21 protein-coding genes, 1 tRNA gene and 1 pseudogene are annotated in these 22,714 nt (G+C 62.0%); 12 read left to right on the top strand and 11 right to left on the bottom strand.

Features of this window, described 5'->3' with window-relative positions; genetic code table 11:
* The first annotated feature begins 27 nt into the window (after positions 1-27).
* Together ACE10W_RS16665 and ACE10W_RS16660 are read left to right on the top strand one after the other, a co-directional pair.
* Positions 28-1,719 carry a hypothetical protein gene (locus ACE10W_RS16665; protein WP_375762617.1) on the top strand — a complete coding sequence of 564 codons (1,692 nt, stop codon included), beginning with the start codon at positions 28-30 and terminating at the stop codon, positions 1,717-1,719.
* Positions 1,713-2,717 carry an SGNH/GDSL hydrolase family protein gene (locus tag ACE10W_RS16660; RefSeq protein WP_375762616.1) on the top strand — a complete coding sequence of 335 codons (1,005 nt, stop codon included), beginning with the start codon at positions 1,713-1,715 and terminating at the stop codon, positions 2,715-2,717. The genes ACE10W_RS16665 and ACE10W_RS16660 overlap by 7 nt, the downstream gene beginning before the upstream one ends.
* Here the strand turns inward: ACE10W_RS16660 and ACE10W_RS16655 are convergent.
* Positions 2,710-3,462: an SGNH/GDSL hydrolase family protein gene (locus ACE10W_RS16655; RefSeq protein ID WP_375762615.1), complete on the bottom strand. Its 753-nt coding sequence runs from the start codon at positions 3,460-3,462 to the stop codon at positions 2,710-2,712. The genes ACE10W_RS16660 and ACE10W_RS16655 overlap by 8 nt on opposite strands.
* Before the next feature lie 229 nt (positions 3,463-3,691).
* Here ACE10W_RS16655 and ACE10W_RS16650 point away from each other — a divergent pair, with 229 nt between their 5' ends.
* The gene (locus tag ACE10W_RS16650) at positions 3,692-4,090 is read left to right on the top strand and encodes a hypothetical protein (protein ID WP_375762614.1); all 399 of its coding nucleotides are present in this window, start codon (positions 3,692-3,694) and stop codon (positions 4,088-4,090) included.
* A 3-nt stretch (positions 4,091-4,093) separates the two neighbouring features.
* On the opposite strand, the gene ACE10W_RS16645 is transcribed toward ACE10W_RS16650, so the two are convergent.
* Positions 4,094-4,399: a hypothetical protein gene (locus ACE10W_RS16645; RefSeq protein WP_375762613.1), complete on the bottom strand. Its 306-nt coding sequence runs from the start codon at positions 4,397-4,399 to the stop codon at positions 4,094-4,096.
* A 93-nt stretch (positions 4,400-4,492) separates the two neighbouring features.
* On the opposite strand from ACE10W_RS16645, the gene ACE10W_RS16640 reads away from it, so the two are divergent.
* The 5 genes from ACE10W_RS16640 to ACE10W_RS16620 all read left to right on the top strand — a co-directional run bounded on the left by ACE10W_RS16640 (position 4,493) and on the right by ACE10W_RS16620 (position 9,661).
* Entirely contained in the window at positions 4,493-5,068 is a 576-nt protein-coding gene (locus tag ACE10W_RS16640) for a hypothetical protein (protein ID WP_375762612.1), read from the top strand.
* A 138-nt stretch (positions 5,069-5,206) separates the two neighbouring features.
* Positions 5,207-7,219, top strand: a complete 2,013-nt coding sequence (locus ACE10W_RS16635; protein ID WP_375762611.1) for a primase-helicase family protein — start codon at positions 5,207-5,209, stop codon at positions 7,217-7,219.
* Positions 7,220-7,530: 311 nt separating this feature from the next.
* A complete protein-coding gene (locus ACE10W_RS16630) occupies positions 7,531-8,232 on the top strand; it encodes a hypothetical protein (RefSeq protein WP_375762610.1) in 702 nt (233 codons plus the stop codon).
* Positions 8,232-8,984 (top strand): terminase large subunit domain-containing protein, encoded by a 753-nt coding sequence (locus ACE10W_RS16625; protein WP_375762760.1) that lies wholly within the window; start codon positions 8,232-8,234, stop codon positions 8,982-8,984. The genes ACE10W_RS16630 and ACE10W_RS16625 overlap by 1 nt, the downstream gene beginning before the upstream one ends.
* Positions 8,975-9,661 carry a hypothetical protein gene (locus ACE10W_RS16620; protein WP_375762609.1) on the top strand — a complete coding sequence of 229 codons (687 nt, stop codon included), beginning with the start codon at positions 8,975-8,977 and terminating at the stop codon, positions 9,659-9,661. Before ACE10W_RS16625 ends, ACE10W_RS16620 begins: the two co-directional genes overlap by 10 nt.
* A gap of 88 nt (positions 9,662-9,749) precedes the next feature.
* On the opposite strand, the gene ACE10W_RS16615 is transcribed toward ACE10W_RS16620, so the two are convergent.
* Together ACE10W_RS16615 and ACE10W_RS16610 are read right to left on the bottom strand one after the other, a co-directional pair.
* Positions 9,750-10,787 carry an AbiJ-NTD4 domain-containing protein gene (locus tag ACE10W_RS16615; RefSeq protein WP_375762608.1) on the bottom strand — a complete coding sequence of 346 codons (1,038 nt, stop codon included), beginning with the start codon at positions 10,785-10,787 and terminating at the stop codon, positions 9,750-9,752.
* Between the two features lie 249 nt (positions 10,788-11,036).
* Positions 11,037-11,110 (bottom strand) — tRNA-Gln (locus tag ACE10W_RS16610).
* Positions 11,111-11,603: 493 nt separating this feature from the next.
* On the opposite strand from ACE10W_RS16610, the pseudogene ACE10W_RS16605 reads away from it, so the two are divergent.
* From ACE10W_RS16605 to ACE10W_RS16595, 3 genes and pseudogenes are all read left to right on the top strand, one after another.
* Positions 11,604-11,899, top strand: a pseudogene (locus ACE10W_RS16605) (SOS response-associated peptidase); the annotation flags it as partial.
* Between the two features lie 114 nt (positions 11,900-12,013).
* Complete coding sequence (locus ACE10W_RS16600; RefSeq protein ID WP_304552749.1) at positions 12,014-13,087, top strand: acyltransferase; 1,074 nt, start codon at positions 12,014-12,016, stop codon at positions 13,085-13,087.
* 644 nt (positions 13,088-13,731) lie between these two features.
* A complete protein-coding gene (locus ACE10W_RS16595; protein WP_304552747.1) occupies positions 13,732-13,962 on the top strand; it encodes a hypothetical protein in 231 nt (76 codons plus the stop codon).
* A gap of 249 nt (positions 13,963-14,211) precedes the next feature.
* Here the strand turns inward: ACE10W_RS16595 and ACE10W_RS16590 are convergent, their stop codons facing one another.
* The 7 genes from ACE10W_RS16590 to ACE10W_RS16560 form a co-directional block, all read right to left on the bottom strand.
* Positions 14,212-15,183, bottom strand: coding sequence for a tripartite tricarboxylate transporter substrate binding protein (locus tag ACE10W_RS16590; RefSeq protein WP_028170943.1), 972 nt, complete (start codon positions 15,181-15,183; stop codon positions 14,212-14,214).
* Between the two features lie 70 nt (positions 15,184-15,253).
* Positions 15,254-16,014, bottom strand: a protein-coding gene (locus ACE10W_RS16585; protein WP_110115815.1) for an IS5-like element ISBj2 family transposase whose coding sequence is annotated in 2 segments (ribosomal slippage) — positions 15,254-15,675 and positions 15,675-16,014 — 762 coding nt in all. Because the reading frame shifts where the segments join, the coding sequence is not laid out codon by codon here.
* Between the two features lie 62 nt (positions 16,015-16,076).
* Positions 16,077-17,207, bottom strand: a complete 1,131-nt coding sequence (locus ACE10W_RS16580) for an iron-containing alcohol dehydrogenase (protein ID WP_028170942.1) — start codon at positions 17,205-17,207, stop codon at positions 16,077-16,079.
* Positions 17,208-17,220: 13 nt separating this feature from the next.
* Positions 17,221-18,258, bottom strand: coding sequence for a 4-hydroxythreonine-4-phosphate dehydrogenase PdxA (pdxA, locus tag ACE10W_RS16575; protein ID WP_304552741.1), 1,038 nt, complete (start codon positions 18,256-18,258; stop codon positions 17,221-17,223).
* Entirely contained in the window at positions 18,255-19,361 is a 1,107-nt protein-coding gene (locus ACE10W_RS16570; RefSeq protein ID WP_304552739.1) for a four-carbon acid sugar kinase family protein, read from the bottom strand. The genes pdxA and ACE10W_RS16570 overlap by 4 nt, the downstream gene beginning before the upstream one ends.
* On the bottom strand, positions 19,358-20,803 hold the full coding sequence (locus ACE10W_RS16565; RefSeq protein ID WP_304552737.1) for an FAD-binding oxidoreductase: 1,446 nt from the start codon (positions 20,801-20,803) through the stop codon (positions 19,358-19,360). Before ACE10W_RS16565 ends, ACE10W_RS16570 begins: the two co-directional genes overlap by 4 nt.
* A gap of 27 nt (positions 20,804-20,830) precedes the next feature.
* A complete protein-coding gene (locus tag ACE10W_RS16560) occupies positions 20,831-21,754 on the bottom strand; it encodes a dihydrodipicolinate synthase family protein (protein ID WP_304552734.1) in 924 nt (307 codons plus the stop codon).
* Between the two features lie 125 nt (positions 21,755-21,879).
* Here ACE10W_RS16560 and ACE10W_RS16555 point away from each other — a divergent pair, with 125 nt between their 5' ends.
* Entirely contained in the window at positions 21,880-22,713 is an 834-nt protein-coding gene (locus ACE10W_RS16555; protein ID WP_304552732.1) for an IclR family transcriptional regulator, read from the top strand.
* Position 22,714: the final 1 nt, after the last annotated feature.

Here is a 22,714-nt window from a genome sequence, read left to right as displayed (position 1 = left end):
GCGCAGAGAAGCACGGAAGCAATCGAAATGACCGCACTTACCAGCTATTTTACCGGAACGATCTCGGTCGCCGCCGACGGAACGACCGTCACCGGCACAAGCACGCTCTGGCTCACCGCCGGCAACGTCAAGCCTGGCGACTTTCTCCAGAGCGGGCATTTTGGCGTATTCATCACGGACATTGCGGATGACACGCATTTAACTATCACACCCTGGCCGGGCTCGACGCTCAGCGGCGCGACGTATGCGATTTGGAAGGTCGCTCGGCCGAGCATTGTCGATGGGGAAGTCGCAAAAGACGTCAACAAGGCAGTCTCCGCCTGGAACACCACCGGATTCTTCGTTTTCGTCGGTGCTACGGCAACTGCACCCGACCCGTCCCTTGGCGATGACGGGCAGTATGCTTTCCAACCGACGACCGGCAAGACGTGGGCGAAGGTATCCGGCGTCTGGACCTATCTCGGCATTTACAAGGGGTTCAGTTTCCGTGGTCCCTATGACAACGCCGCAACCTATTCCTATGGCGATGTCCAGACGACGGCGGGGTCGTCCTACGTTTACATCAACGCCACGCCAAGCGCCGGCCATGCCGCGCCGAACGCGACCTATTGGCAACTGCTGGCGAGCATCGGCGCCACGGGCAACACTGGCGCGACCGGCGCCGGCTACGGCGGCACGTCCGCGACGTCGCTTGCGATCGGAACCGGATCCAAGGTTTTCACCACGCAGGCCGGGCTCGCCTACCAGGGCGGTGCGCGAGTGCGCACCAGTTCAAACGCGAACGGCGCCAATTATATGGAGGGGCTCGTCACCGCTTACAGCGGCACGTCTTTGACCATTAACGCCGACACCGTTGGCGGCTCTGGCACCTTCGCCGACTGGAATATCAACCTTGCCGGCAATGCCGGCACGGCCGCCGGCGCGCTGTTGGCTGCCAACAATCTGTCAGACCTGACCAGTGCGCCCGCCGCGATCCGCAATCTCGGCGGTCTCGACCTCTCGGCTGTGGTTGCCGTGACCGCGGCAGCGACGCTCACGAGCAGCGCGTTCGGCAAGCTGCACCTCATCAGCGGCACGTCGAGCAGCTACACCGTCACGCTGCCGACCCCGGTGGGCAATACAGGCGCGATCATCGCCCTGAGCGTCGACAATCCAACGAATGCGACCAAGCTTTACACGATCGCGTCACCGTCCGGAAACGTCGGGCGGGCCACATCGCTGGTCATGTGGGCCTATGAGCAGTTGGTGATCAGGTCCGATGGCGCCAATTGGGTGATCGTCAGCGCGAAACAAATTCCCTTCGTCGGGCGCTTCACCCGGGCCAGCGATTTGACGCTAGTCTCGGCGACGATCACCGAGATTCCGTTCACTGTCGCGTCCGACGATCCGACCGGGTTGAACCTGTGTTTTTCGGGAAATCGCTTTGTCGCGCCGCGGGCTAGCTCCTTCGTGTTCTCGCTCTACAGCTATCACACATCGTCAGGCGCCAGCTTCAATCAAAACTGGCTCGCCCTTGGCACTGTGACCACCAAGGCAAGCGGGACGTATTCATGGACCGGCTCGGTCAACGCGGGAACGGTCTACGGCACGAGCCGGCTCGCCGTCACCGCTGGAGCTAATATCCTTGCCGCGGCGAATGTCGACGGTACGGGACCAAAGGTTGCGGGGGCGGCCGTGTCGGCGCTGCTAGACTTCTCGGAGGTCTGTCCGTCGTGGTAATTGGCATTGGAGGCGGCAAGAGCGGCTACATCGGCGTGAACAGCTATGCCGCAAATTCTGGTCTGCTCGCCTATACCGACTGCGTTGCGCCGTCTTTCGTCAATGGCTATGCGCGGTTTCAGCGATCGACGAGCGACGCCGGTTCGGGCTATTCCTACGCCATGCCGGGCGGTCGGTTGCGGTTCAGGTCGAACGCCAAAATCGTCAACGTTCTGCTCCGTTACAACGGCCTGATCACCAGGACGGATGCGCGCAATTCGATCGGCGCGATCTACATTGACGGAGCGTTCTCGGTCAACTTCACATCGCCAGCGGGCATCAATGCGGTAACGCCGCATCGTGTGAACATCGTCAATGCGTCCGCGGCCGATCGCCTCTATGAGATCGTGCTGCCGTATGCGGACGGTGTTGAGTTTGGCGGGGTCGAGGTCGATCAGCCTTTTGTCGTGACAGCGGCGGCGGCGCGCACTGGCCGCTTGATGGTCTGCTACGGCGACAGCATCACCCAAGGCTTTTGGGGCAGCGAGGTTCGCAATACCTGGCCGTTTCTTCTCGCTGCGGCGAAGGGCTTCCGCTGCATCAATATGGGGTTTGGTGGCCGTCAGACGGTAGGATCTGATGGCGCCGCCATTGCCGCGCTAAATCCTGATCTGGTCGTCATTCTGATGGGAACGAACGAGTATCTGAATCAGGTGCCGATCGCGACTTTTCAATCCGATTACACGGCGCTGTTGCAGAGCTTCCATGCAGTGTTGCCGAACGTCCCCATCTACATCGCGGGGTGCATCTTCAACGCTCAATCGCTGACCATCCCACTCAGCAGTTACCAGGCGGTACCCGGCACCGTGAAAACGAACCTCGGCTATTCACAGTTGATTGGCGTTAACAACGGAGCGCTCATCACCAACACATCGACGCAGATGAACGCGGACGGCACTCACCCCAATGACGCCGGCCATGCTCAGATGGCGTCGGGCTGGGGTGCGACGGTCACCTAGCCGTCGACAGCGCGGCGCCCGTGATCGCTTCGCAAGCCATGGCTTTGCGAATACCGCCCGCAACGCTGGTCAGCCAAACGTCGTATGCGCGGGAAGAAAGATGAACACCATCGATGGTTGCGGCCGGAAGGCCGGCTTGATCGATGGCGTCACGGACGTCAATGACCGCGGCGCCGTATTTGCCGGCGGCTCGTTCGATCTTGATGTTGAGGTCGGGGACAATGGAGGAATCGAAGCCTGCCGCACGCGTAAGCGGACCGTCAGATGCGATTGAGGGGACTGTGACAACGGCGAGGCGGGGCGAGAGAGCCGACGCCTCCTTGAGCAGTGCGTCGTATCTGTCTGCGAACCCGTTATCGCCCTCCGGGTGGGCGTCGTTGGTTCCGAGGGCGAGTACGATCAGCGCCGGGGAGGTACCGTTGAGCAGGGCGCTAATGGTCTTAGCTGCGAAATTCGCGTCTGCTCCGCCGATTCCGGCATTGACGATGGCGTGACCACAGATGGTTTTCGGGAGCGGCGCGGCTTCCGTGATGCTGTCGCCGAGCACGACCACCGGGCCAACCCGCTGAAGTTCTTGCCGGATCATGAACTGTCGCACGTCGGAGTGCTCATGCCCGCTTGCCGGCTTGAGCCGATCCAAGCGGTTGGTCAGGGCGACGACATCGCTTTTCGCTTTCCGAAGCTGGTCGCGCGACGTGACAAGCCCGGCGGCGCCCAAGGCGACCGCTATGGCGACACCGCCCAATAGTATTGTTCGTCCCCAGCGCATTGCGGGGCGACACTATCCTGCCACAACCGTTCCGTGCAAGTGCGTTCGGCTCCCTCTCCACCGTGGGTAGCAGGGCTGCCCTTCTAAGGTTAATGCACTGCGGTCTGGCAGCCAGCGAGAGTGCAACCAGAAATTATTTTCTGGAAAACGAGCTATTGTAAATTGTCAACATAGGATCGGCTTCGGGCATGGTACGAAGTGCCACATGACCGATTGGACTGACGAGACGCTGCGGCCTCTCGACGAACTAGCGCGCATCGGCTTTCCGGAGGGCAGCGGCGTGACAGCCGACACGCTCAAACGGCTAGCGCGCGCCGGTAAGCTCGTCGTCTACCGGCCGGGCAAACAGCATCTGTCGACACTAGCCAATATCTGGGAGATGGTTCAGGCCACGCGAGTGGGACGAAAGCCGCCGACAAGGCCAACACCCGACGTTCCCAACGGTCTCGGATTGACCGAAGTCGAGTTGGCGCAGATGCGCTGCGAGCACGCATTGAATGAATTGCGGAATCAAGCAACCGAACGGGCGCGCGAAGACGCCTGGGAACGGAAGTATGAAGCGCGAAAGGCGGCACGAGCAAAAGCCCGGCCGCCCCGCACCTGATTGTCAGGCGTAGAATTGTCGCTCGCGCCGGCCGCGCCGTGCTGCGTGCCACTGCACATCGGCCTCGGTGTATCCCGGCAAAGCCAAGAGCCGGTCGCGCAGGCCGGCCACCGCGGCTTCGCGAGCCGCCGCCCTGGTCAAACGGAAGCCGCACCGCTGAGCGGTCGCAATCGCGCTGCTGATAGCGGTCGGGCTAGTATCGGCGGCGAACGAGGTCACCGCTTCCTGATATCGGCGCTGTTCCGGCGCGAACTGCGCGAATGCCACCGCGTTCGCGAAAGTGGTCGTATCGAGTTGGGCACTGGTCATCGGTTCCCCCGCGTTATTGACTTTTTAAGATTAGCAGGTGTATTGATGATTATCAATAGTAAAAACTACCGGTAAAAGTACGGGCCGCGTAACATGGCTACATCTGGCGATCTCGCGAAGGCGCTGTCGGAATTGCTCAATGAGCCGTTTTCGACGGTGGATCTTTACGGCCGGCATCTCAGGGCAGCCGGCCTTCTCCATATCAAAGGGCACGGGCGCGGCGCGGCGGAGATGACTGCACGCGACGCGGCGGTGTGGCTGATCGCGCTCGCGATCGATCATGAGCGCGGCGGCGACTTCGCCAAGGAGGTTAAGCGCGTTCTAGACCTGCCGATGCACGACCAGCTCAATCCAAATGGCTATGCCGATGACCTGACGTACCTTTCGGCAAAGACGGCCGGTCACGGGCTCGCACTGTTCATCGGGGATATGCTGGTGCCGCGGATCAAAGAACGCCTAGAGCGAGACGACGATCTCGTGACGGCCAACTTCGATGCTGACGGGGTGTTCGTGTCGCTATCGATCTTCGATCGGCCGCCCGACGAGGTGGCTGCCCTACTTTACCAGCGTGGCGAACGGAAACGGCGGGACGTCGAGCGCCTGACCGTGATTCACGGCCGCGTGCTTTTGGAAATCGCCAGGCTGTTGGACTTGAAGCCGCCAGCATAAACGAAACGGCCCCGGATCAGGTTGATCGCAGGGCCGCGGAACGTATCGGTAAATTGCTTGGCGGCCTTTACCTACCACGTTCCGCGATTTTTGCAATCAGCATCTTGGTTCGGGGCTCACGAGTAGGAGTACCCGACTATGAGAGTTGAGAACGTTGAAGAGTGGGCGCGCGCGAACGAGCGCCTCTTCGAATATCACAATGGTCACGCATATGCCATGCCGCCGACTGTGCAGGATGCTCTTTCGGTCGCGATCCCGCGCAATCTCGTGGCTTCGTGGTTGTTCTATGCCGAAAAGAATTCTCCGATTTTTCCCATCAGGCACTTTGTTTGGGACATTCGACGATTGGTCGACGGAGATCATGCTTTTGCCGAAGAGTGGCTAGCGCCGGTCCTGGCTGAGTGGGATGATCCCGAGAAGCTAGAGGCGCTATGGGCCGAAGCGGATCGTCCTTACGAGGATGGTAAGGACGTCCTAGTGCTTCGCGCATTGGCTTCGCTGTATCACCAAGAAGACGACGAAGGTGGGCTGTGGGTGCTCCTGCCCGATGGCGATGAAGGTGACCCCGACGAAGTGGAAGCAATCAAGCGCCTTCATCGTCTGTTTTACGAACTCGACTCTGCGGAGTTTGATCGGTTGGAAATAGCGGCTGGTATTACGAACCCCGGCGAGGTGGCCGGGCTGCTCGCCCGGGATTTGCTAACGCTGACCGAAGCCGACCTTACCGAACTCTCGTTTCGCGATCGACTGCGGGTTGAAAACGAGATTATGATGGCGCGCTACGAGGCTCAACCGGTCCAACCGTGTCCGGTCCCGTTGCCTATGCCCCTCCCCGATCACCCGAACCTGACGGCGCAGCAGGCGATCGCACTGGAGGACTTCTATGCTTGTTTGCCGGCCGGCGCCTTCATCTTCACGCCTACCCGCGACATGTGGCCGGCGACGAGCGTTAATTCACGGATTGGGCCTGTCGCAGTCCCGATGCGCGAGAAGCCTATACAGGCGTCAACATGGCTGGCGACGCACCGGGCGGTCGAGCAGATGACATGGGCGCCCGGCCGTCCAATGGTCATTGTCGACAAGCTGATCGCGGATGGCGGCTGGATCAACCGGTCCGGTTGCAGCGTGTTTAACCTGTACCGCGCCCCCACCATCAAACCAGCGGCCGGGGACGCGTCACCGTGGATCGATCACGTCAAGTATGTGTTTGAAGACGAGGCCGAGCACATCATCAGATGGCTTGCGCAGCGAGTACAGCGCCCCGAGCAGAAAATTAATCACGCCCTGGTCCTCGGCGGTCCTCAGGGTATCGGAAAAGACACGCTACTCGAACCGGTAAAGCACTCCATCGGCGCATGGAATTTCACCGAAGTCTCTCCGGTGCAGATGCTCGGTCGCTTCAACGGCTTCGTTAAGTCCGTCATCCTGCGGATTAGTGAGGCTCGCGATCTTGGCGACGTCGACCGCTACGGATTCTATGAGCACATGAAAACGCTCACCGCGGCGCCGCCTGATGTGCTTCGGGTCGACGAGAAGCACCTTCGTGAACACGCAGTGGTCAATGTTTGCGGTGTGATCATCACGACAAACAACAAGGACTCGATGCACTTGCCGCCCGACGATCGCCGCCATTTCGTCGCCTGGTCCTCACGCAGCAAGGACGACTTCAAGCCGGATTATTGGAATGCGCTCTATCGGTGGTTCGCAAATGGCGGCACCGAGATCGTTGCGCACCACCTTGCGACGTTGGATCTGACTGACTTCAACCCGAAGGCGCCTCCGCCGAAGACACCGGCTTTTTGGGAGATGGTGGATAGCTCCCGCGCGCCGGAGGACGCTGAGATGGCCGACGCACTGGATGCGCTCGGTAAACCCGATGCGGTCACCCTGGCGAACATCCTAACCCGGGCCGTACCGAGCTTTGGCGAATGGCTGCAGGACCGGCGCAACCGACGCAAGATCCCGCACCGGTTCGAGGAATGCGGTTATGTGGCGGTGCGCAACCCATCGGCCGGCGACGGATATTGGGTGGTGAACGGCAAACGTGCGCCGGTCTATGCACGGCGGGAATTGTCGACTAGGGATCAGATTGCCGCCGCCGAAAGACTATCTTCGGCAGGTTTACCAATGCCACAGCTGCCGACCCGATAGGTGGAGTCGGTGATCCGCTATTATCGTTTATAGCTTCACCCTCCACCGCCTTCCTACGTGTCTACCTGAAACTGAACAGCAGCTACTAAAGCAGAGTACGTTGGTATGGGAAAAAGGGGGGCAATGGCGGATCACCGACTCCACCGATTCCACATACCGGATCGCTGAAGCGGTGACGGCGTGGACAATGTTCAATCCGCGCCGCTTTTCCGGCCTTGTCGCGCACGCTCTGGCCGATTAACGGATTTTATATCTTCTACTCGCATGTTAATTGACTGAAATAACTCGATTCTCCAAATCATGATGCGCCCATGTTGCGCCTTCGGCCGGTGATGCAGGTCGACGGCGCAATTCGCGGTGCCAAATCGCAGGTGAGTTCAGTCATGGGCAAGACCGGCCCAACGTGTTCAATTTGCAAGCACAAATCCCGACATCAGATCGAGATCGGCCTTGCGCATGGCATCGCGCACAACGCGCTCGCGCGCCGCTTCAATGTGAGCGCCGACGCGGTAGGCCGCCATGCAGCGAACCACGTCAGCCCGGCCATGCGCGCGGCGATCCTGACTGCACAGAAGCCCACCGAGATTGACTTGGAGGCGTTGCAGGCGAGCGAGCAGGAAGGCTTGCTGTCGCAGCTCGTGCACCAGCGCGCTCGCCTGCAACAGCATGTGGCAACGGCCATCGACTTCGGCGACATCAAAGCCGCCATCAGCGCTGAGAGCGCCATCACTGGCAACCTGGCCCTGGTCGGCAAGCTTTTGGGAATGATCGTGCAGCGGCACGACGTCCGGTCGACGTCGCTGCTGATCAGCGCGGACTACCTGGCCGTGCGCCAGGCGATCGTCAACGCCCTGCGCCCCTTCCCCGAGGCATCACGGGCCGTGGGCGCGGCCCTGCACCGGTTGGAAACCGACGCTGCCGCGGCGATCACGCAGCGCGCCGGCAAGCCGCCCCTGGTCATCGACGTCACGCCAGCGACGCCTCCGCCCTGCCCGGTACCGCCGCCGTGCTGATGGCCACCGACTTTGCCCGCGCCTTGGATCCTGCGCTGCTCGCACAGGACGCGGATATTGATCTCGACCCGTGGCAGGCTGACTTTGTGCGCTCGAACGCGCCACAGGTCGCCATGCTCATTCCCCGGCAGCACGGGAAAACCGAGGCGGCCGTCATGAAGGCGCTTTCGGTGGCGACGGCAGAGCCCGACAGCTTGGTTCTGATCGTGTCACCCGCACAGCGCCTGTCTGATGAATTCGTCCGACGGGCGCGCAGCGCGTACGGCCGCATCGAGAATGCTCCTTCCCTGATCGGCGACGCCGCGCGTCGAATCGAGCTTGAGAACAAGAGCCGGATTCTGGCGCTGCCCGGTGACAATGACGGCGACACGCTCCGCGGCTTGGCAAACGTGCGCCTCGCGATCATCGACGAAACGTCCCGGTGCTCGGACGCTCTGATTACGGCGGTTCGGCCGATGCTGGCCACAAACACGCGCGGTCAGCTCGTCTATTTGTCGACCCCGAAAGGCAAGCGCGGCGTTTTTTACGAGACGTGGACCAGCAATGACCCCGATTGGCACCGCATCCATGTCGAATTGGGATCGTGCGATCGCATCACGCCCGAATTCCTGGCACGCGAGCGCAAAAACCTTGGCGAGACGAAATTCCGCGAAGAATACCTTTGCGAATTCCTAGACTCGGACATCGCAGCATTCAATTCGAGCCTGGTGGAAATGATGTTTGACCCCGAAGTGAGACAGCTATGGAAATGATGACAATGGTTGACCCGTCTGGCTGGCGACGTACCGATGTGCGCCCGCGCGACGAATGGATCGTGGGCCTCGACGTTGGCCAGTCCATCGATCCAAGCGCCATCTGTGCGCTCAATTACAAGGTCATCCCCGGCGATCACGTGCGCGACGATAAGAACCGTGTGCTGCGCCAAACCAAGATCGAACGGTTTCTAGTTCGGCATTTGGAACGCTTGCCACTGGGCATGCCGTACCCGCAGCAAATCGAGCACGTGGCAAACCTGCTTGGGCGCGAACCGTTGGTCGGCGCGACGTTCGCTTTGGATTTCACGGGCTGCGGTCGCCCCGTTGCCGATCAATTCGAGCGGGCCGGACTGAGACCGCAAAAGGTTCTGATCACTGCCGGCAACGAAGTGACGATGAACGGGGGCGACACGCACCATGTGCCGAAGGGATTTCTTGTCTCGGGGTTGGAATCGCGGATGCACAGCGGCGAACTGAAAATTGCCGCTGATCTGATGGAGTCGGCAGCGCTTAAGGACGAGTTGCGGGATTTCGGGCGCAAGGTGTCGGAAAGCGGACGCGTCACCTACAACGCCCGATCAGGGGCGCATGATGACCTAATTTTGGCAATCTGCATTGCGCTGTTCATCGCGACGAACAGGCCGACCGTCAGTCGGCAGCCATTGCAGGTTTAGGGGTGCTAGGGCGCGAGCCTATTGCGAAAGAACTAAGCGAGCTGGTCCACAAAATGATCACGACTAGACTGCGGATTTTGCACGCTCTTCAAGTCGCTCGGATCAACCGTTTGATCCAGCTTAGGCTGTTGTCGATAACCCATTCCGTTTGATATCTCGAAAGAGCTGGCATCTCTGCCGAACCCGGTCCGTGACTTAGTGGGTTTCTAACAGTGGTAAAGATGTGCTTCAGCGCGTTCGCTTCCCAACCTGAAACGAATCCTTTGCTAGAGAGATTGTCGATGTAGTTGTGGGCGCCTTTTTCTTTGCCGTGTGTCCACCCCTTGTCGTCGGAGATAATCTTGATGGCGCTTTCGAGCGCGCGAGCCGCGTAAAAAGCCGGATCGCGATCGTCGTTGTCCCGGCGGTCAAATGCCTCCTTCATATCGGTGTCAACATTCTTCCACTTCGGCGCCGAGACCAACTGCCAGAATGGCTTCTCAATTTCGCTTTCGAGTCGGTCGTCGCGTGCGATTTGAACGAAACCATTGTGGTAATTCAGGTTGCACCCCGCGTGACGGAATCGAGCATTCAATTCGTCCACGGCATTGCGGAAGGCGAGGTTGATAGCCTCGTTATTCGCTTTGACCGTCTCACTTGGCTTTCGAGGCACGATGCCTCGAATATTTTTTCTCGCTATAGTTTGGTCAGCCGCTTTCATAGCAGCTGGCAAGTTTGAATTAATTACCGAAAGACGCTCCTCGACGAGGCGAAACGCAACCTCGATAAAACTGACCCGCTGTTTTAGAAAAAGGTCAGCGGACATCGCGCCGTCAAAAGTCTCTAGAAACCAAGTCTTACAGACCTGACCGATTGTCCATGTGCCGTAGTAGTGGTGAGGCTGACCGTTCCACTGGCCCATGTAGTTATAAGTCAGTGGTGAGAGCGATTCTCTTCCCAGCTCCATCGAGATGCGGCTTTGTAGATCGGCCCAGAGCCTCTTGTTCTGTTCCGTGGACTCGTCAAACGGGCACACTTGTTCGGAAAAAATCCGATACATTTGCACCAGGAGGGTCTGCTCGGACGCCGTGAACGTGTGCCATAGCGGCGTGCTCTTATAGCGATTAGAAAATATATCAGTCAGCACGGCAGTAAGTGTCCCGTCCCCGCGAATCAACGCCCAATGTTGACACGTGCATTTCGCACTCAACATGCTGATCGGGGACTATCCGACCTATTCACAGCGTGTCGCACCCCGTGTCGCGCCGAGCCGCCTTGACTGGACTTGAGTGCTTGAATTCACACATGATTTTTGCGCGACAGGCGCAACACAAAAGCGACCGAAATCGAAGGGACTTCAGGCCAAATAATTCAACAGTTTCATGGACTTAGGAACTGGCTGGGGAACCTGGATTCGAACCAAGACAAACAGAGTCAGAGTCTGTTGTGCTACCGTTACACCATTCCCCACCGAAGCACTTGATATTACAAGTCTTTCTTCGGAAGTTTTTGCAAGCCGGAGCAAAAGTTTTGCAAATCGGCGGCGCGCTGGCGCTCATATAGCCGCCTCGGCGTTCGCGGTCCAGCCCCTCTGTGACTATCGCGGCTTGTTCGCCTTGCGTTCTCGTCCTATGACTCGGCGCCATGTCCGCCGCCCGCATCATCAAGGCGCCACCGCTTTCCGGCGGCGATCGCAAATACTACGCCCGTGAGATCCGCAAGGCGGAAGTCACCTTCCGCACAACGTCTCGAGGACGCGCGACGACTCACGCAGCCGCGCGATCGGCAGGTCGCGCTCATGCGTAACTTCTGTACGGCAGTCCGTGCCAGCGAAGAAGCGCCGGCCGGATTTGATCGTCCTGCGTCAGGCCGGCGATCCGCAACCCGCCGCACCATCTCGCCGCATCAAGAAGGCCTCCTGACGATGTGCAATCTCTAGAGCGTCACCGCCAGCCAGGCGGCGATCAGCGCGCTGTTTCGCGTCGTCAATCGCTACGTCGGCAACCTGGCGGCGATGCCCTCGGCCTTCCAGGACAATCCGGCGCCCGTGGTGCGTGCCGCCGACAACGGCGAGTGCGAGCTTGCCATGATGCGCCGGGCATGCCGTCGCCGCCGAGCATCAAGGGGCCCCCCGTCACCAACGAGCGTAACACGACGTCGCCACACTGGCGTCGCTGGTTGAAGCCGGAGAGCCGTTGCCTGGTGCCGGCGAACAGCTTCTCCGAATACGCGCCGGAGCTGAACCTGGAAACGGGCAAGGCAGCGAGTTCGGCACCGGCAGGAGAACGATTGCCTTGAGTTACATGAGCGCGGGCCGTATGACCGGATACTTGCTGACGCTCCATAAAGCACGAAGCCGCCACGCAGATCAAAATGTTCAGCCTCGATCGAACGAAGAACGATACTTCCACATTGCTGGATCTCCTCCGCGCGCTCGCCGCCCAAATGGTTTGCGTCGGGCACACTTGGAATTTGACTTTCACGTTCTTCGGCGGGGCTACGCAGACGCTAATCCCCGATATCGGCGTTCTTCTGTTTTTCGTGCTGTCCGGCTTCGTCATCGCATTCACGCTCCACGAGCGAACCAAAGCTGATGATTATTCCCTGCTGAACTATGCCGTCGAGCGCTTCGCCCGCATATACTCCGCATACGCGCCGGTGCTGATCTTGATCGCCGTACTGGACTATTCCGCCTGGGCGCTCGGAGTTGAGCGGTTTCGACTCGACAGCGCGGCAAGCTTTTTGAAGAACTTGGTGATGCTGCAGGGTTATCCTGGTAGGTGGGGCGGAGACACATTCGGCTCAGCCGGCCAGCTCAGCACGCTCGCCATCGAATTTCACATCTACTTCTTCGTCGGCGGCCTGTTCTTCTTCTGCAAAGGTCGCGACCAGATCGCTGGCCTCGTGCTGGCAATCGCAACCGCCACCGTTCCACTGTTCCATTTTGCTGAGAGGCCGGACGCGTCCCACGGCCTCTTCGTGCTCTGGTTGCTGGGTTTCGGCGGGTACTTCGTCGCGATCAATATGAGGATCGATCGGCTGGTGACAGTCGCCTGCGCCATACTCTCTATCCCGTTGTTCTGGAAGTGGCGCGGCTCTCATGTGCGCGGCGACGAGTACGCGCTAGCTGCACAACCCTATTTTGCGCTGTTTTTTGTGAGTCTTGCGATCGCAGCGCAGGGCCAAAACTGGCTCCGAAGATTTCAATCAATCGTCGGGTTCTTCGCAGGTTATTCCTATAGCCTGTTCTTAATCCACTTCACGATAGTGAAGATCGTCGTTTGGCACTTGACGTCGCCGCTCTGGGTGAGATTCGTGCTGGCGATCCTCATCTCAAATTTCGTCGCTTGGCTCTTCGCCATGGTCACCGAAGCCCGACACAAACAACTCGCTCGCTGGATACTGCGGAGAATGGCTTCGTTTCGAACCGTAACCGCTCGCCCCTGAAGACGACGGCAATCCGCCAGTAACGCTGTCGGAGGGCTTGGAGGTTAGTGGAGCCAGCTCATTCCCCACTTGGCCCCCTCAATCATCACCGCGATGAGCCGATCATGCGGCTCTTCGGAATGCCAATAATGAAACGACCGGTAGAGAACAAATTACAGGACGGCGCCTGAGGCTATCCCTAAAATTGGCAATTCTCAGTCCCATCGGCTTCGCGGCGCGCTCTAACAGTTTGCCCGAGGGCCGGAAATTGGTTGACTGAACGTCTTGCGTCAATAGAGATCGAGAAATCTCACAATCCAACGTAGCAGCTGAACGGCTGATGAATGCCCCATTCAATAAGCGTTGCATATCATAGGCGTAATCTGCCTATTGGAACCCGTATCCACGCCCTTCGTTGAAGATCAATCAAAAGGAGAGAACAGTGTTTATTCGTGCTGCAATTCTGGCGCTGGCAATCCTAGGATCAGTCTCATCGGCCATGGCTCAGTTTCCAGGCTCGCCGAGTGGCGGGTGTCCGCACGGCTATGATTTCAACTACTCCAATGGGCGCTGTTATCCTAACGAATACAAAGCGCCAGGTACCTATGCCCGACCGCAGCCGGACTATCAAGGCTATAGAGCCTATGGGTACGGATCCTGCCCCGATGGGTACGACTTCAACTATGACAACGGACGCTGCTATCCAAATTGGAGGCGCGCGCCTGGGCGATACCGCTACTGATCTGGCCACAACTCTGACACCGACCATAGGCTTTGGCGTTCAGCTTGGCGCCTGCGATATTCCGGAGGCGCTGCGCGATTTCATCGAAAGCCAGCTGGGCCGCGCGATCGGCGTGCAACTGGCGCTGCCGCTGCGAATCGCCGGCCGTGGCTAAGTGCACGGCCTGTGACGATCTCGGCTGCGTATGCGAGAACCACCCGGACTACCCATGGGACGGCCCGCGCGCATGCGGTTGCGGCGGCGCCGGCGCACCCTGCCCGGCCTGCAACATCCCGGCCGACGGCGACGCGCCGCGAATGCCGGACGGCTTCCGCCTGGAGGTCGATCGCGCTGGTTCTCGCATGCGCGGTACAGCTTGGTCGGCGACACGCGCCAGCCAAGCCTTGGAGTGAACGCCTGCCCCCTACTCCAGCTTGATGTTCGCGGCCTCGATCACCTTCTTCCAGCGCGCCGTTTCTGCGGTGATGTAGGCTGCGAACGGCTCCGAATCCACCGCGACCGCAGCCGCGCCGAGCTCGGCCATCTTCTGCACCGTGTCCGGCTGCTGCATGAAGGCGCGGATCTCGGCCGAGAGCTTTTCGACGATCGGCTTCGGCGTGCCCGCAGGGACGAGGAAGCCGTGCCAGGCGACCGCCTCGAAGCCCGGTAGGAATTCGGCGACTGCCGGGACTTCCGGATCGAACGCGGCGCGCTTCGGCGTTGCTGTCGCAAGCATCGCGAGCTGGCCGGTCTTCACCTGCGGCAGCAGCAGCGGCACGTTGTCGAAGGCGAGATCGATCTGACCGCTGAGGAGATCGGTCAGCATCTGGCTGGAGCCCTTGTAAGGCACGTGCACCATCTTCGTGCCGGTCATCTGCTGAAACAGCTCGCCGGCCAGATGCTGCGAAGTACCGACGCCGGCCGAGCCGAACGAGACCTTGTCCGGATTCGCCTTCAGATAGGCGATTAGCTCCGGCACGGTGCGCGCCTTGATCTTGTTGGGGTTCACGACGAGAACGTTGGGCACGACGCTGATCTGGGCGACCGGCACCAGATCCTTGTCCGGCTGGTAGCTGAGCTTCGGCCCATAGAGCGAGGGGTTGATGGCGAGCGCCGACGTGCTGGCAAGCCCGAGCGTGATGCCGTCAGGCGCCGATTTCGCCAGCCGTGTCACGCCGAGGATCGAGCCGGCGCCGCCGACATTCTCCACCACGAAGGGCTTGCCGAGCTTGACCTGCAAATGGTTGGAGACCATGCGCGCGAAGATGTCAGCGGTGCCGCCGGCGGCGAAGGGAACGATCACCGTCACCTGCTTGGACGGATAGCCGTCCTGCGCCTTCGCCGGCGACGTCGCCAGCAGCATCACTGAGGCAAGAACAAGCCACATCGATCTCATCGAAGTTTCCTCTGTTTTCACTGTGTTATTGATTGGCCGCCGCGCGCGGCGGGTGTTTTAGGGTCCAGACTCAATTGAGCCAATATGCGACGAGAGCGGCGAGATGAACAGCGGCCAAAAAATTACGGGCGAGCTTGTCATATCGCGTGGCGATGCGCCGGAAGTCCTTGAGCCTGCAAAAGCAGCGTTCGATGACATTTCGTCCTTTGTAGGCGCGTTTGTTGAAGCGATGGATGACGACACGGTTAGATTTATTGGGGATTACGGGCTTGGCGCCACGACGAATGATTGCGCCGCGAAGCTTGTCGCCATCATACCCTTTGTCGGCGAGGAGCACGCTCATGGGTGGCGCGAGCGCCAGGACATCGGGAGCCGCAGCGATATCGGCATCCTGGCCTGGAGTCAGATGCAGGACGACCGGCCGGCAGAGCGGATCGCTCAGCGCATGGATTTTTGTCGTGCGGCCTCCGCGCGAGCGGCCGATTGCTTGATTGTGCTCCCCCCTTTTCCGCCGGAGGCACACCGGTGAGCTTTAATCGAGGTCGAGTCGAGCGACAGTACGACGCCGTCTTCGCCAGGCTTGGCCAGCGCTTCGAAGATTGCGCACCATCGTCCTCGCTTGGCCCAGCGATTGAAGCGATTGTAGATCGTCGTGTAAGGGCCGTATTCACGTGGACAATCACGCCATCGTGCACCCGATTGCAGCATGTGAATGATGCCGCTGACGATGCGTCGGTCGTCGTCCCGATCCGGCCCCGTCAGTCCCCTCGGCAGATGCGGTTCGATACGCGCCCATTGCCTGTCGTTCAGCCAAAACAAACCAGCGCGCATTCTCTCGCCCCCGAATCAACACGTAGGCAAGAGAATCACGTGGCGCTATTTAGGTACAGACCCTAGAACGCGACCTCGTACATCCCGTGGATCGCATCCCGGCCGAGATCGCGCGGGTTGTTGTCGAGCAGGCGGCGAATGGCGTGCGCCTCGTCGGCCATCACCCCGAGGTCGTCCTTGGGCACGCCGAGCGCGGACAGCCGCATCTCGATCCCGAGATCCCTGCAGAACTCGTAAGTCGCGTCGAACGCGCGTTTCGCATCGCCCTGCTCCGGCAGTCCGAGCGCCTGGAGCACTGCGCGCGTCTTCGCCTCGACCGCCGGCATGTTGAAGGCCAGCGTGTGCGGGAAGATCACCGCGCAGGCGAGCCCGTGCGCGACATGATGGCGCGTGCCAAGCGGATAGGCCACCGCATGGCCGGCGGTGGTGTTCACCGGTCCAAGGCAGTAGCCACCATAGAGCGAAGCCAGGGCAAGACCGGCGCGCGCCTCGCGGTCGCCGCCGTCGGCCACCGCGCGCTTGAGATAGCGCCCGACCAGCCGCGCTCCCTCGAGCGCATAGAGATCGATCGTCGGATGCGCCTTGCGGCTGGTATAGGCCTCGACGCAATGCGCGAGCGCATCGACGCCGGTGGCCGCAGTGACCTCCTTCGGCACGGTCATCGTCAAGTCCGGATCGACGATGGCGATGTCGGCGAGCATGAAACGGCTCTGCACGGCCTGCTTGTTCTGGCTGACGGGATCGGTGACGAGCGCACGGGTGCCGGCCTCGCTGCCGGTGCCCGACGTGGTCGGGATCTGCATCAGCGCCACGCTGCGGCCGGCCACCTTCTCTGGCCCGACGATGTCGGCAAAGGCCACGTCGGACGTGCAGAGCACCGCGACCAGCTTGGCGAGATCCATCGCGCTGCCGCCGCCGAAGCCGACCACGAGATCGGGCTTGGCCTCGCGCGCCATCGCCACCGCCTTCTCGAGATTGGGCAGGTCCGGCTCAGGCTTGACGTCGCCGAACACCTTCACCGCACCCGGCAACGCCAGCATGTCGATGCGGCGCGCATTGAACGCATCGGAAATCACGAGCGGCCGCTTGGCGCCGGTCCGCTCGGCGAAGCGCGCCGCGGCCGTGATCGTGCCGTTGCCGAATTCCAGGATGGTGGGACGAAGGATTTCGATGGGCGTGAAGGCGTTGGTCATCGTGCGGTCGATCTCATGATTTGGATGCGGAGGCGCCAGCGGCCAGCCGTTCGGCATAGTCGATGGCCTCGATCAGGCTGTGCTCGTTGGCGATGCCCTTGCCGGCAATGTCGAAGGCGGTGCCATGATCGACGGAGGTGCGGATGATCGGCAGGCCCAGCGTGATGTTGACGCCGGAGAGCTCCTGCCAGCGACCGGTCGCGGGATCGACCTGGAAGCCGAGCAGCTTGACGGGGATATGCCCCTGGTCGTGATACATCGCGACCGCCGCATCGAACTGGCCGGCGCGCAGCTTGACGAAGATGGTGTCGCCGGGCACGGGACCGATGACATCTAGACCGTCCGCGACCGCTTTGGCGATCGTCGGCGCCGACACGTCGATATCCTGCCGGCCGAACAGGCCGCCCTCGCCCGCATGCGGGTTGAGCGCGGCGACCGCGATCTTTGGTTTGGCAATGCCGAGCCGGCGCAGCGCATCGTTGGTGAGGTCGATCACCATGCGCAACCGCTCCGGCGTCAGACGCTTCGGCACGTCTTCCAGCGCGACATGGGTCGAGACATGGCTGACGCGCATGTTGCCATGGGCGAGCAGCATCACCGAGCCGCGCACGCCGGTCAGATGGGCCAGCATCTCGGTATGGCCGGGGAAATGATAGCCGGCCTTGTTGAGGGCCTCCTTGTTGAGGGGGGCCGTGACGATGGCCGCGGTCCGGCCCTCCTGCGTCAGACGCACGCCCTGCTCGATCGCCTTGTAGGCGAAGCGGCCGCCATCGGCGCTGAGCACGCCCGGCTTGATCGGATCGCCCTCGGCGTCGGCCTGCAGGTAGCAGAGGTTGGGCCATTCGCGATCGTCCGCCGACACCTGCGGGATGGCAACGTCGGTGCCGAGCGCGGCCTTCGCACCGTCCAGCGCCGCGCCGCTGCCGATGATCAGCAGGCGCAGATCGCCCGTCGCGATCCGGTCCTTCAGCCCGAGGCAGGCCTTGACGATGATCTCCGGCCCGATCCCGGCCGGATCGCCCATGGTGACGGCAAGATGACGAGAGGTCATGTCGGACTCTCCATTCTGAGCAGATGATTGTCCCGGAGCAGATCGCGCCAGAGCTCGCGGGTGCCGAACGCTCCGGACTTCGAGACGACGTCAACGCCGGCCCAGCGCCCGCCTTGCAGCACTGAACGCGGCAGTCCCGGCACGATGCGTCCTGTCACCTGGAGGGCATGCGCGCCAAGGGCAATGCATGCGGCCTTCAGGGTCTCGCCGCCGGCGACGATCAACGTGCCGGGTCGATCGAGCGCCGCGATCAGCGCCGTCATTTCGCGCGCGATCCGCCGCGCCGCCTCGGCGCGCGTCAGGCCTTCGGCGAGAGAGAATTTGACCAATGCGATTCCGTCACCGGCCAGCTTGCGCTGGACACGCATCGCGCCCTCACCTTCCGCAAGGGCGATGGTCGCCTCGCCGCATGCGGCGAGCTGCGACGCCGTGGCAGCCTGGTCCGAGCCGAACAGTCCCAGCACCGGCAGCTTCAACTGGCTCGGCGCGTCGGCACGATGGCTGCGGGCGAGCGCCCCGGCCAAGCCGCCGCTTCCGCACCACAGCACGGGCCCCGGCATGCGCCGTCCCATCTCCACCACACGATCGAGATCGATGTCGCTCTCGGCATCGAAGACCTGAACGCCGGCCTGCGCCAGCGTGTCGGCCTGCCCCTGCCGCGCCTCGATGCCCTCGAGCTGCAATTGGGCGAGGAGATTGTCGCCGACGCGATGCCAGTCGCCTTGCACCGTACGCGCGAATTGCTGGCCATCGACGGTCCGGCGTCCCTGATAGTCGAAGGCGGGCGCGACCACGCAAGATGCCCAATGGCCGTTGCGCAGGCAGGCGCCGAGCTCTGCCGCCCATGCGCCACGCAGGAGGCTATCGACCTTCTTGTAGCCGATCGTCGCCCCGTGGAGCTGCGGCGCCAGCCGCCCGACGATCTCGACACTCTCGGCCTTGGAGCGCTCCCGCGTGCCGCTGTCGATCGCAAGGCTCCGGGAGCCCTGCGTCGGGGGCGCTTCCGGCCAGGTAACGTCGAACGATCCGCACAGGCCGACGAACTCCGCCGCGGTGTCGAGCGCACCGGTGAGGTCGTCGGCAAGCAGGCGGACGCTCGTCATCGGCGCACGCCTCCTGCGGCGAAAATCTTGCCCGGATTCATCAGGCCATTCGGATCGAGCAGATGCTTGATATCGCGCATCAGTTCGATGTCGAGCGGATCGGCGACGCGGGCGAGCCGGCCGCGATTGGTGATCCCGATACCGTGCTCGGCACTGATGGCCCCACCTTGCGCCGCGGTCTCGTCGTCGACGATCTCGTTGATCTCGGCCACCAGCTCGGCCGTCGCATCCGGGTCCTGGCAATGCGCGCGATCGATCAGCGCCACGACATGGATGTTGCCGTCGCCGATATGGCCGTGCATGACCACATTCGCATGCGGCACGGCGGCCTTGATCCGGGCCTCGACATTGTTGACGAAGGCCGCCTGGCGCTCCAGCGGCACGACGCTGTCATGCGACACCACGTAACCGCTGCGCTTGTTGCCTTCGGACACGCTGTGCCGGACCGCCCAGATCGCCTTCGCCTGCGCCAGGTTGGAGGCCAATATGGCGTCTTCAGCAAGACCCGCGTCCATCGCCTCCGCAAGCACCGCGGCCAGCGGCTCGCTCAGGTCCACGCCTGCGAGCGTGTCGGTCAGCTCGACGATCAGATACCACGGCGTCGTCAGCTCGAAGGAGATCGTGACATGCGGCACCGTCTTCGCGATCGCCTCGATCTGCGACCGCGACATGATCTCGAGGCTGCCGAGCCGGTCGCCGACGGCACCGCGCAGGCGCTGCATGAGCTCGAGCGCCTGCTCGACGCCCTGCAACTTCAATAGCGCCAAAGCCGAGCTGCGCGGCGGCGCGAACAGTTTCAGCACCGCCGCAGTGACGATGCCGAGCGTTCCTTCGGCGCCGATGAAGAGCTGCTTGAGCGCGTAGCCCGTGTTGTCCTTGCGCAGCGCGCGCAGGCCGTTGAAGACGCGCCCGTCGGGCAGCACGACCTCCAACCCGAGCACGAGATCGCGCGTCGGCCCGTAGCGCAGCACGGCCGTGCCGCCGGCATTGGTCGAGATATTGCCGCCGATCTGGCAGGAGCCCTCGGCACCGAGGCTCAGGGGAAAATAGCGATCGACGTCCCGGGCCGCGTTCTGCACCTCGGCGAGGATGCAGCCGGCCTCCACGGTGATCGTGTTGGCGAGCGGGCTGACGTCGCGCACGGCCCGCATGCGGTCGAGCCGGATCACGACATTGCCCGCGCGATCGTCCGGCGTCGCCGCCCCGCACATGCCGGTGTTGCCGCCCTGCGGCACGATCGCGAGCCGCCTTGCCGCGCAGAACTTGACGACGGAGGCGACCTCGGCGGTCGAGCCGGGCTTCACCACCGCCACGGCGCGGCCGTGATAGCGCCCGCGCCAGTCCACCACATAGGGCTCCTGGTCGGGCCCGGACGCGATGACGTACTTGTCGCCGACGATATCAGCGAGCCCGGCCAACGCACCCTGGAAAGAATCGGACATCGGATCGCCTCGTCGCCCGCGCCAAGTCTAGACGGCGGCGGCAGCGAATGCAGCAGCATCCGCGAGCAGTTCTTTCATTTGAGCCGGCGGCAGCGACTCCAGCGGCGGCCGCAGCCGCTGCCATCCGGCGTGACCGGTGCGCTCGGCCACCAGCGCCTTCAGCGATGCCATCTGCGGGAACCGCGAGACCAGCTCGCGCGCCTTCACGATGCGCGCCTGCGCCGCCTTGAGGGCCGGATCGTCATCGCCGTCGCGAAAGTGCTTGTAGACGTAGGCAAGACTGCGCGCGACGAGGTTGGACGTCGCGGTAATGCAGCCCGCGCCGCCCTTGCGCAGCAACGGCAGCATCAACGGGTCCGCGCCACCCAGGACCGCGAACCCGGGGAAGCGCTCCACCATTGCGGTCATGTTGGCGAAATCGCCGGACGAATCCTTGATGCCGGTGAAGACGGCCGGATAGGCCTTGCGCAGCCGTTCGATCAGCGCATGCGAGATCGGCTGCGCCGACATCTGCGGATAGTGGTAGAGCACGACTTTCAGGCGCGCATCACCGATGCGCTGCACCACTTCGCTGTAGGAGGCGTAGATGCCGTCATCGCTGACGTTCTTGTAGTAGAACGGCGGCAGCATCACCACGGTATCGACGCCGACCGAAAGCGCGTGACGCGTCAGCGCGATGGTCTCGGTGAGCGCGGCAACGCCGGTGCCGGGCAGAAGCCGCTGCGGCGCGATGCCGGCGGCCACCACGGCTTCAAGCAGCGCGGTGCGCTCGGCCGCTGAGAAGGAGTTTGCCTCGCCGGTCGTGCCGAGCAGCGCGATGCCGTTGCAGCCCTCATCCAGAAGGTAGCGGCAATGCTCCACGAAACGCGCGTGATCGGGCGCGAGCTCGGCGTCGAGCGGCGTCAGCGCGGCGGAGAACACGCCATGAGGGTGCAGCGATGATGTCGACAAAACTTCCTCCGATCGCCAAATCGATATTGTTCGGAATGCGAACATTTGTTATTTACTGATACTGTCAGTAAAATCAGCGCACCCCTGCGTCAAGGGTGATGCTGTCATGACGGGGGCATTCGAGCATGGCCAAGGTCCAAAGGAAGGCCGCGAAGCGCAAACCTGAAGCTAGCCCAAAGAATCCCAAGAATTATGTCGCTTCCGTCGGCAAGGCGTTTGCCGTGCTCAGGAGTTTCACCAGCGAGGCCTTCGAGCTCACCTTGAGTGAAGTCGCCGCACGCGCCGATCTCGATCGCGGGACCGCGTTCCGGCTGATCCAGACCCTGATCGAGCTCGGCTATCTCCAGCCGGTTCCGCAAAACCGCCGGTTCCGCCTCGGGCTCGCCTGTCTCGACCTCGGCTACACCGTGCTGTCGCACGGATCGCTGCGAGCCATCGTCGAGCCGCTGCTGCGCGACCTCGTGCCTGACGTGGGCGATGCGGCCTCGCTCGGCATCCTCGACGGCGGCGACGTGATCTATCTCGCGCGCGTCGGCGCCGGCCTCGACCGCCACAAGATGGATCGCCGGCCGGGTTCGCGCATTCCCGCCTACAGCGCCGCGCTCGGCCATGTCATGCTGGCGCATCTGCCGCGGGACGAGCAGATCGAGCGACTGGAAGCGCGCCCTCGCGTCAAGCTGTCGGAGCGAACGCTGACCGATCTCGACGCCCTGCTCGCCCGGCTCGACCTGGTGAAGAAGAAGGGCCACGCCGTCTCCGACGGCGAGAACGCCTATGGCTTGCGGACGCTGGCCACGCCGATCTTCGACGCCCAGGGTGTCGTGATCGGGGGATTGAGCGTCACCATCGACGCGATGCGCATGGACATGCCGGCCTTTCGCGACCAGGCGCTGCCGCGACTGACGCAGTTGACGCGCCAGGTGCAGGATATCGCGATCAAGTCGGGATTGTCGGGCTGAG

Origin of the sequence: Bradyrhizobium sp. B025, assembly GCF_042257955.1 — a bacterium.
Classification (GTDB): domain Bacteria; phylum Pseudomonadota; class Alphaproteobacteria; order Rhizobiales; family Xanthobacteraceae; genus Bradyrhizobium; species Bradyrhizobium diazoefficiens.
Note: the sequence above shows the minus strand (reverse complement) of the source record. Positions and strands in the feature narration are given on the sequence as shown.

Bases quoted from the DNA above. Each gene is read 5' to 3' on its own strand.
- ACE10W_RS16640 (WP_375762612.1), top strand. From the start codon at position 4,493: ATGGCTACATCTGGCGATCTCGCGAAGGCGCTGTCGGAATTGCTCAAT.
- pdxA (WP_304552741.1), bottom strand. From the start codon at position 18,258: ATGACCTCTCGTCATCTTGCCGTCACCATGGGCGATCCGGCCGGGATC.
- ACE10W_RS16635 (WP_375762611.1), top strand. From the start codon at position 5,207: ATGAGAGTTGAGAACGTTGAAGAGTGGGCGCGCGCGAACGAGCGCCTC.
- ACE10W_RS16630 (WP_375762610.1), top strand. From the start codon at position 7,531: ATGTTGCGCCTTCGGCCGGTGATGCAGGTCGACGGCGCAATTCGCGGT.
- ACE10W_RS16570 (WP_304552739.1), bottom strand. From the start codon at position 19,361: ATGACGAGCGTCCGCCTGCTTGCCGACGACCTCACCGGTGCGCTCGAC.
- ACE10W_RS16650 (WP_375762614.1), top strand. From the start codon at position 3,692: ATGACCGATTGGACTGACGAGACGCTGCGGCCTCTCGACGAACTAGCG.
- ACE10W_RS16600 (WP_304552749.1), top strand. From the start codon at position 12,014: ATGTTCAGCCTCGATCGAACGAAGAACGATACTTCCACATTGCTGGAT.
- ACE10W_RS16565 (WP_304552737.1), bottom strand. From the start codon at position 20,803: ATGTCCGATTCTTTCCAGGGTGCGTTGGCCGGGCTCGCTGATATCGTC.
- ACE10W_RS16555 (WP_304552732.1), top strand. From the start codon at position 21,880: ATGGCCAAGGTCCAAAGGAAGGCCGCGAAGCGCAAACCTGAAGCTAGC.
- ACE10W_RS16625 (WP_375762760.1), top strand. From the start codon at position 8,232: ATGGCCACCGACTTTGCCCGCGCCTTGGATCCTGCGCTGCTCGCACAG.
- ACE10W_RS16580 (WP_028170942.1), bottom strand. From the start codon at position 17,207: ATGACCAACGCCTTCACGCCCATCGAAATCCTTCGTCCCACCATCCTG.
- ACE10W_RS16665 (WP_375762617.1), top strand. From the start codon at position 28: ATGACCGCACTTACCAGCTATTTTACCGGAACGATCTCGGTCGCCGCC.
- ACE10W_RS16595 (WP_304552747.1), top strand. From the start codon at position 13,732: ATGGGTACGACTTCAACTATGACAACGGACGCTGCTATCCAAATTGGA.
- ACE10W_RS16590 (WP_028170943.1), bottom strand. From the start codon at position 15,183: ATGAGATCGATGTGGCTTGTTCTTGCCTCAGTGATGCTGCTGGCGACG.
- ACE10W_RS16645 (WP_375762613.1), bottom strand. From the start codon at position 4,399: ATGACCAGTGCCCAACTCGATACGACCACTTTCGCGAACGCGGTGGCA.
- ACE10W_RS16620 (WP_375762609.1), top strand. From the start codon at position 8,975: ATGGAAATGATGACAATGGTTGACCCGTCTGGCTGGCGACGTACCGAT.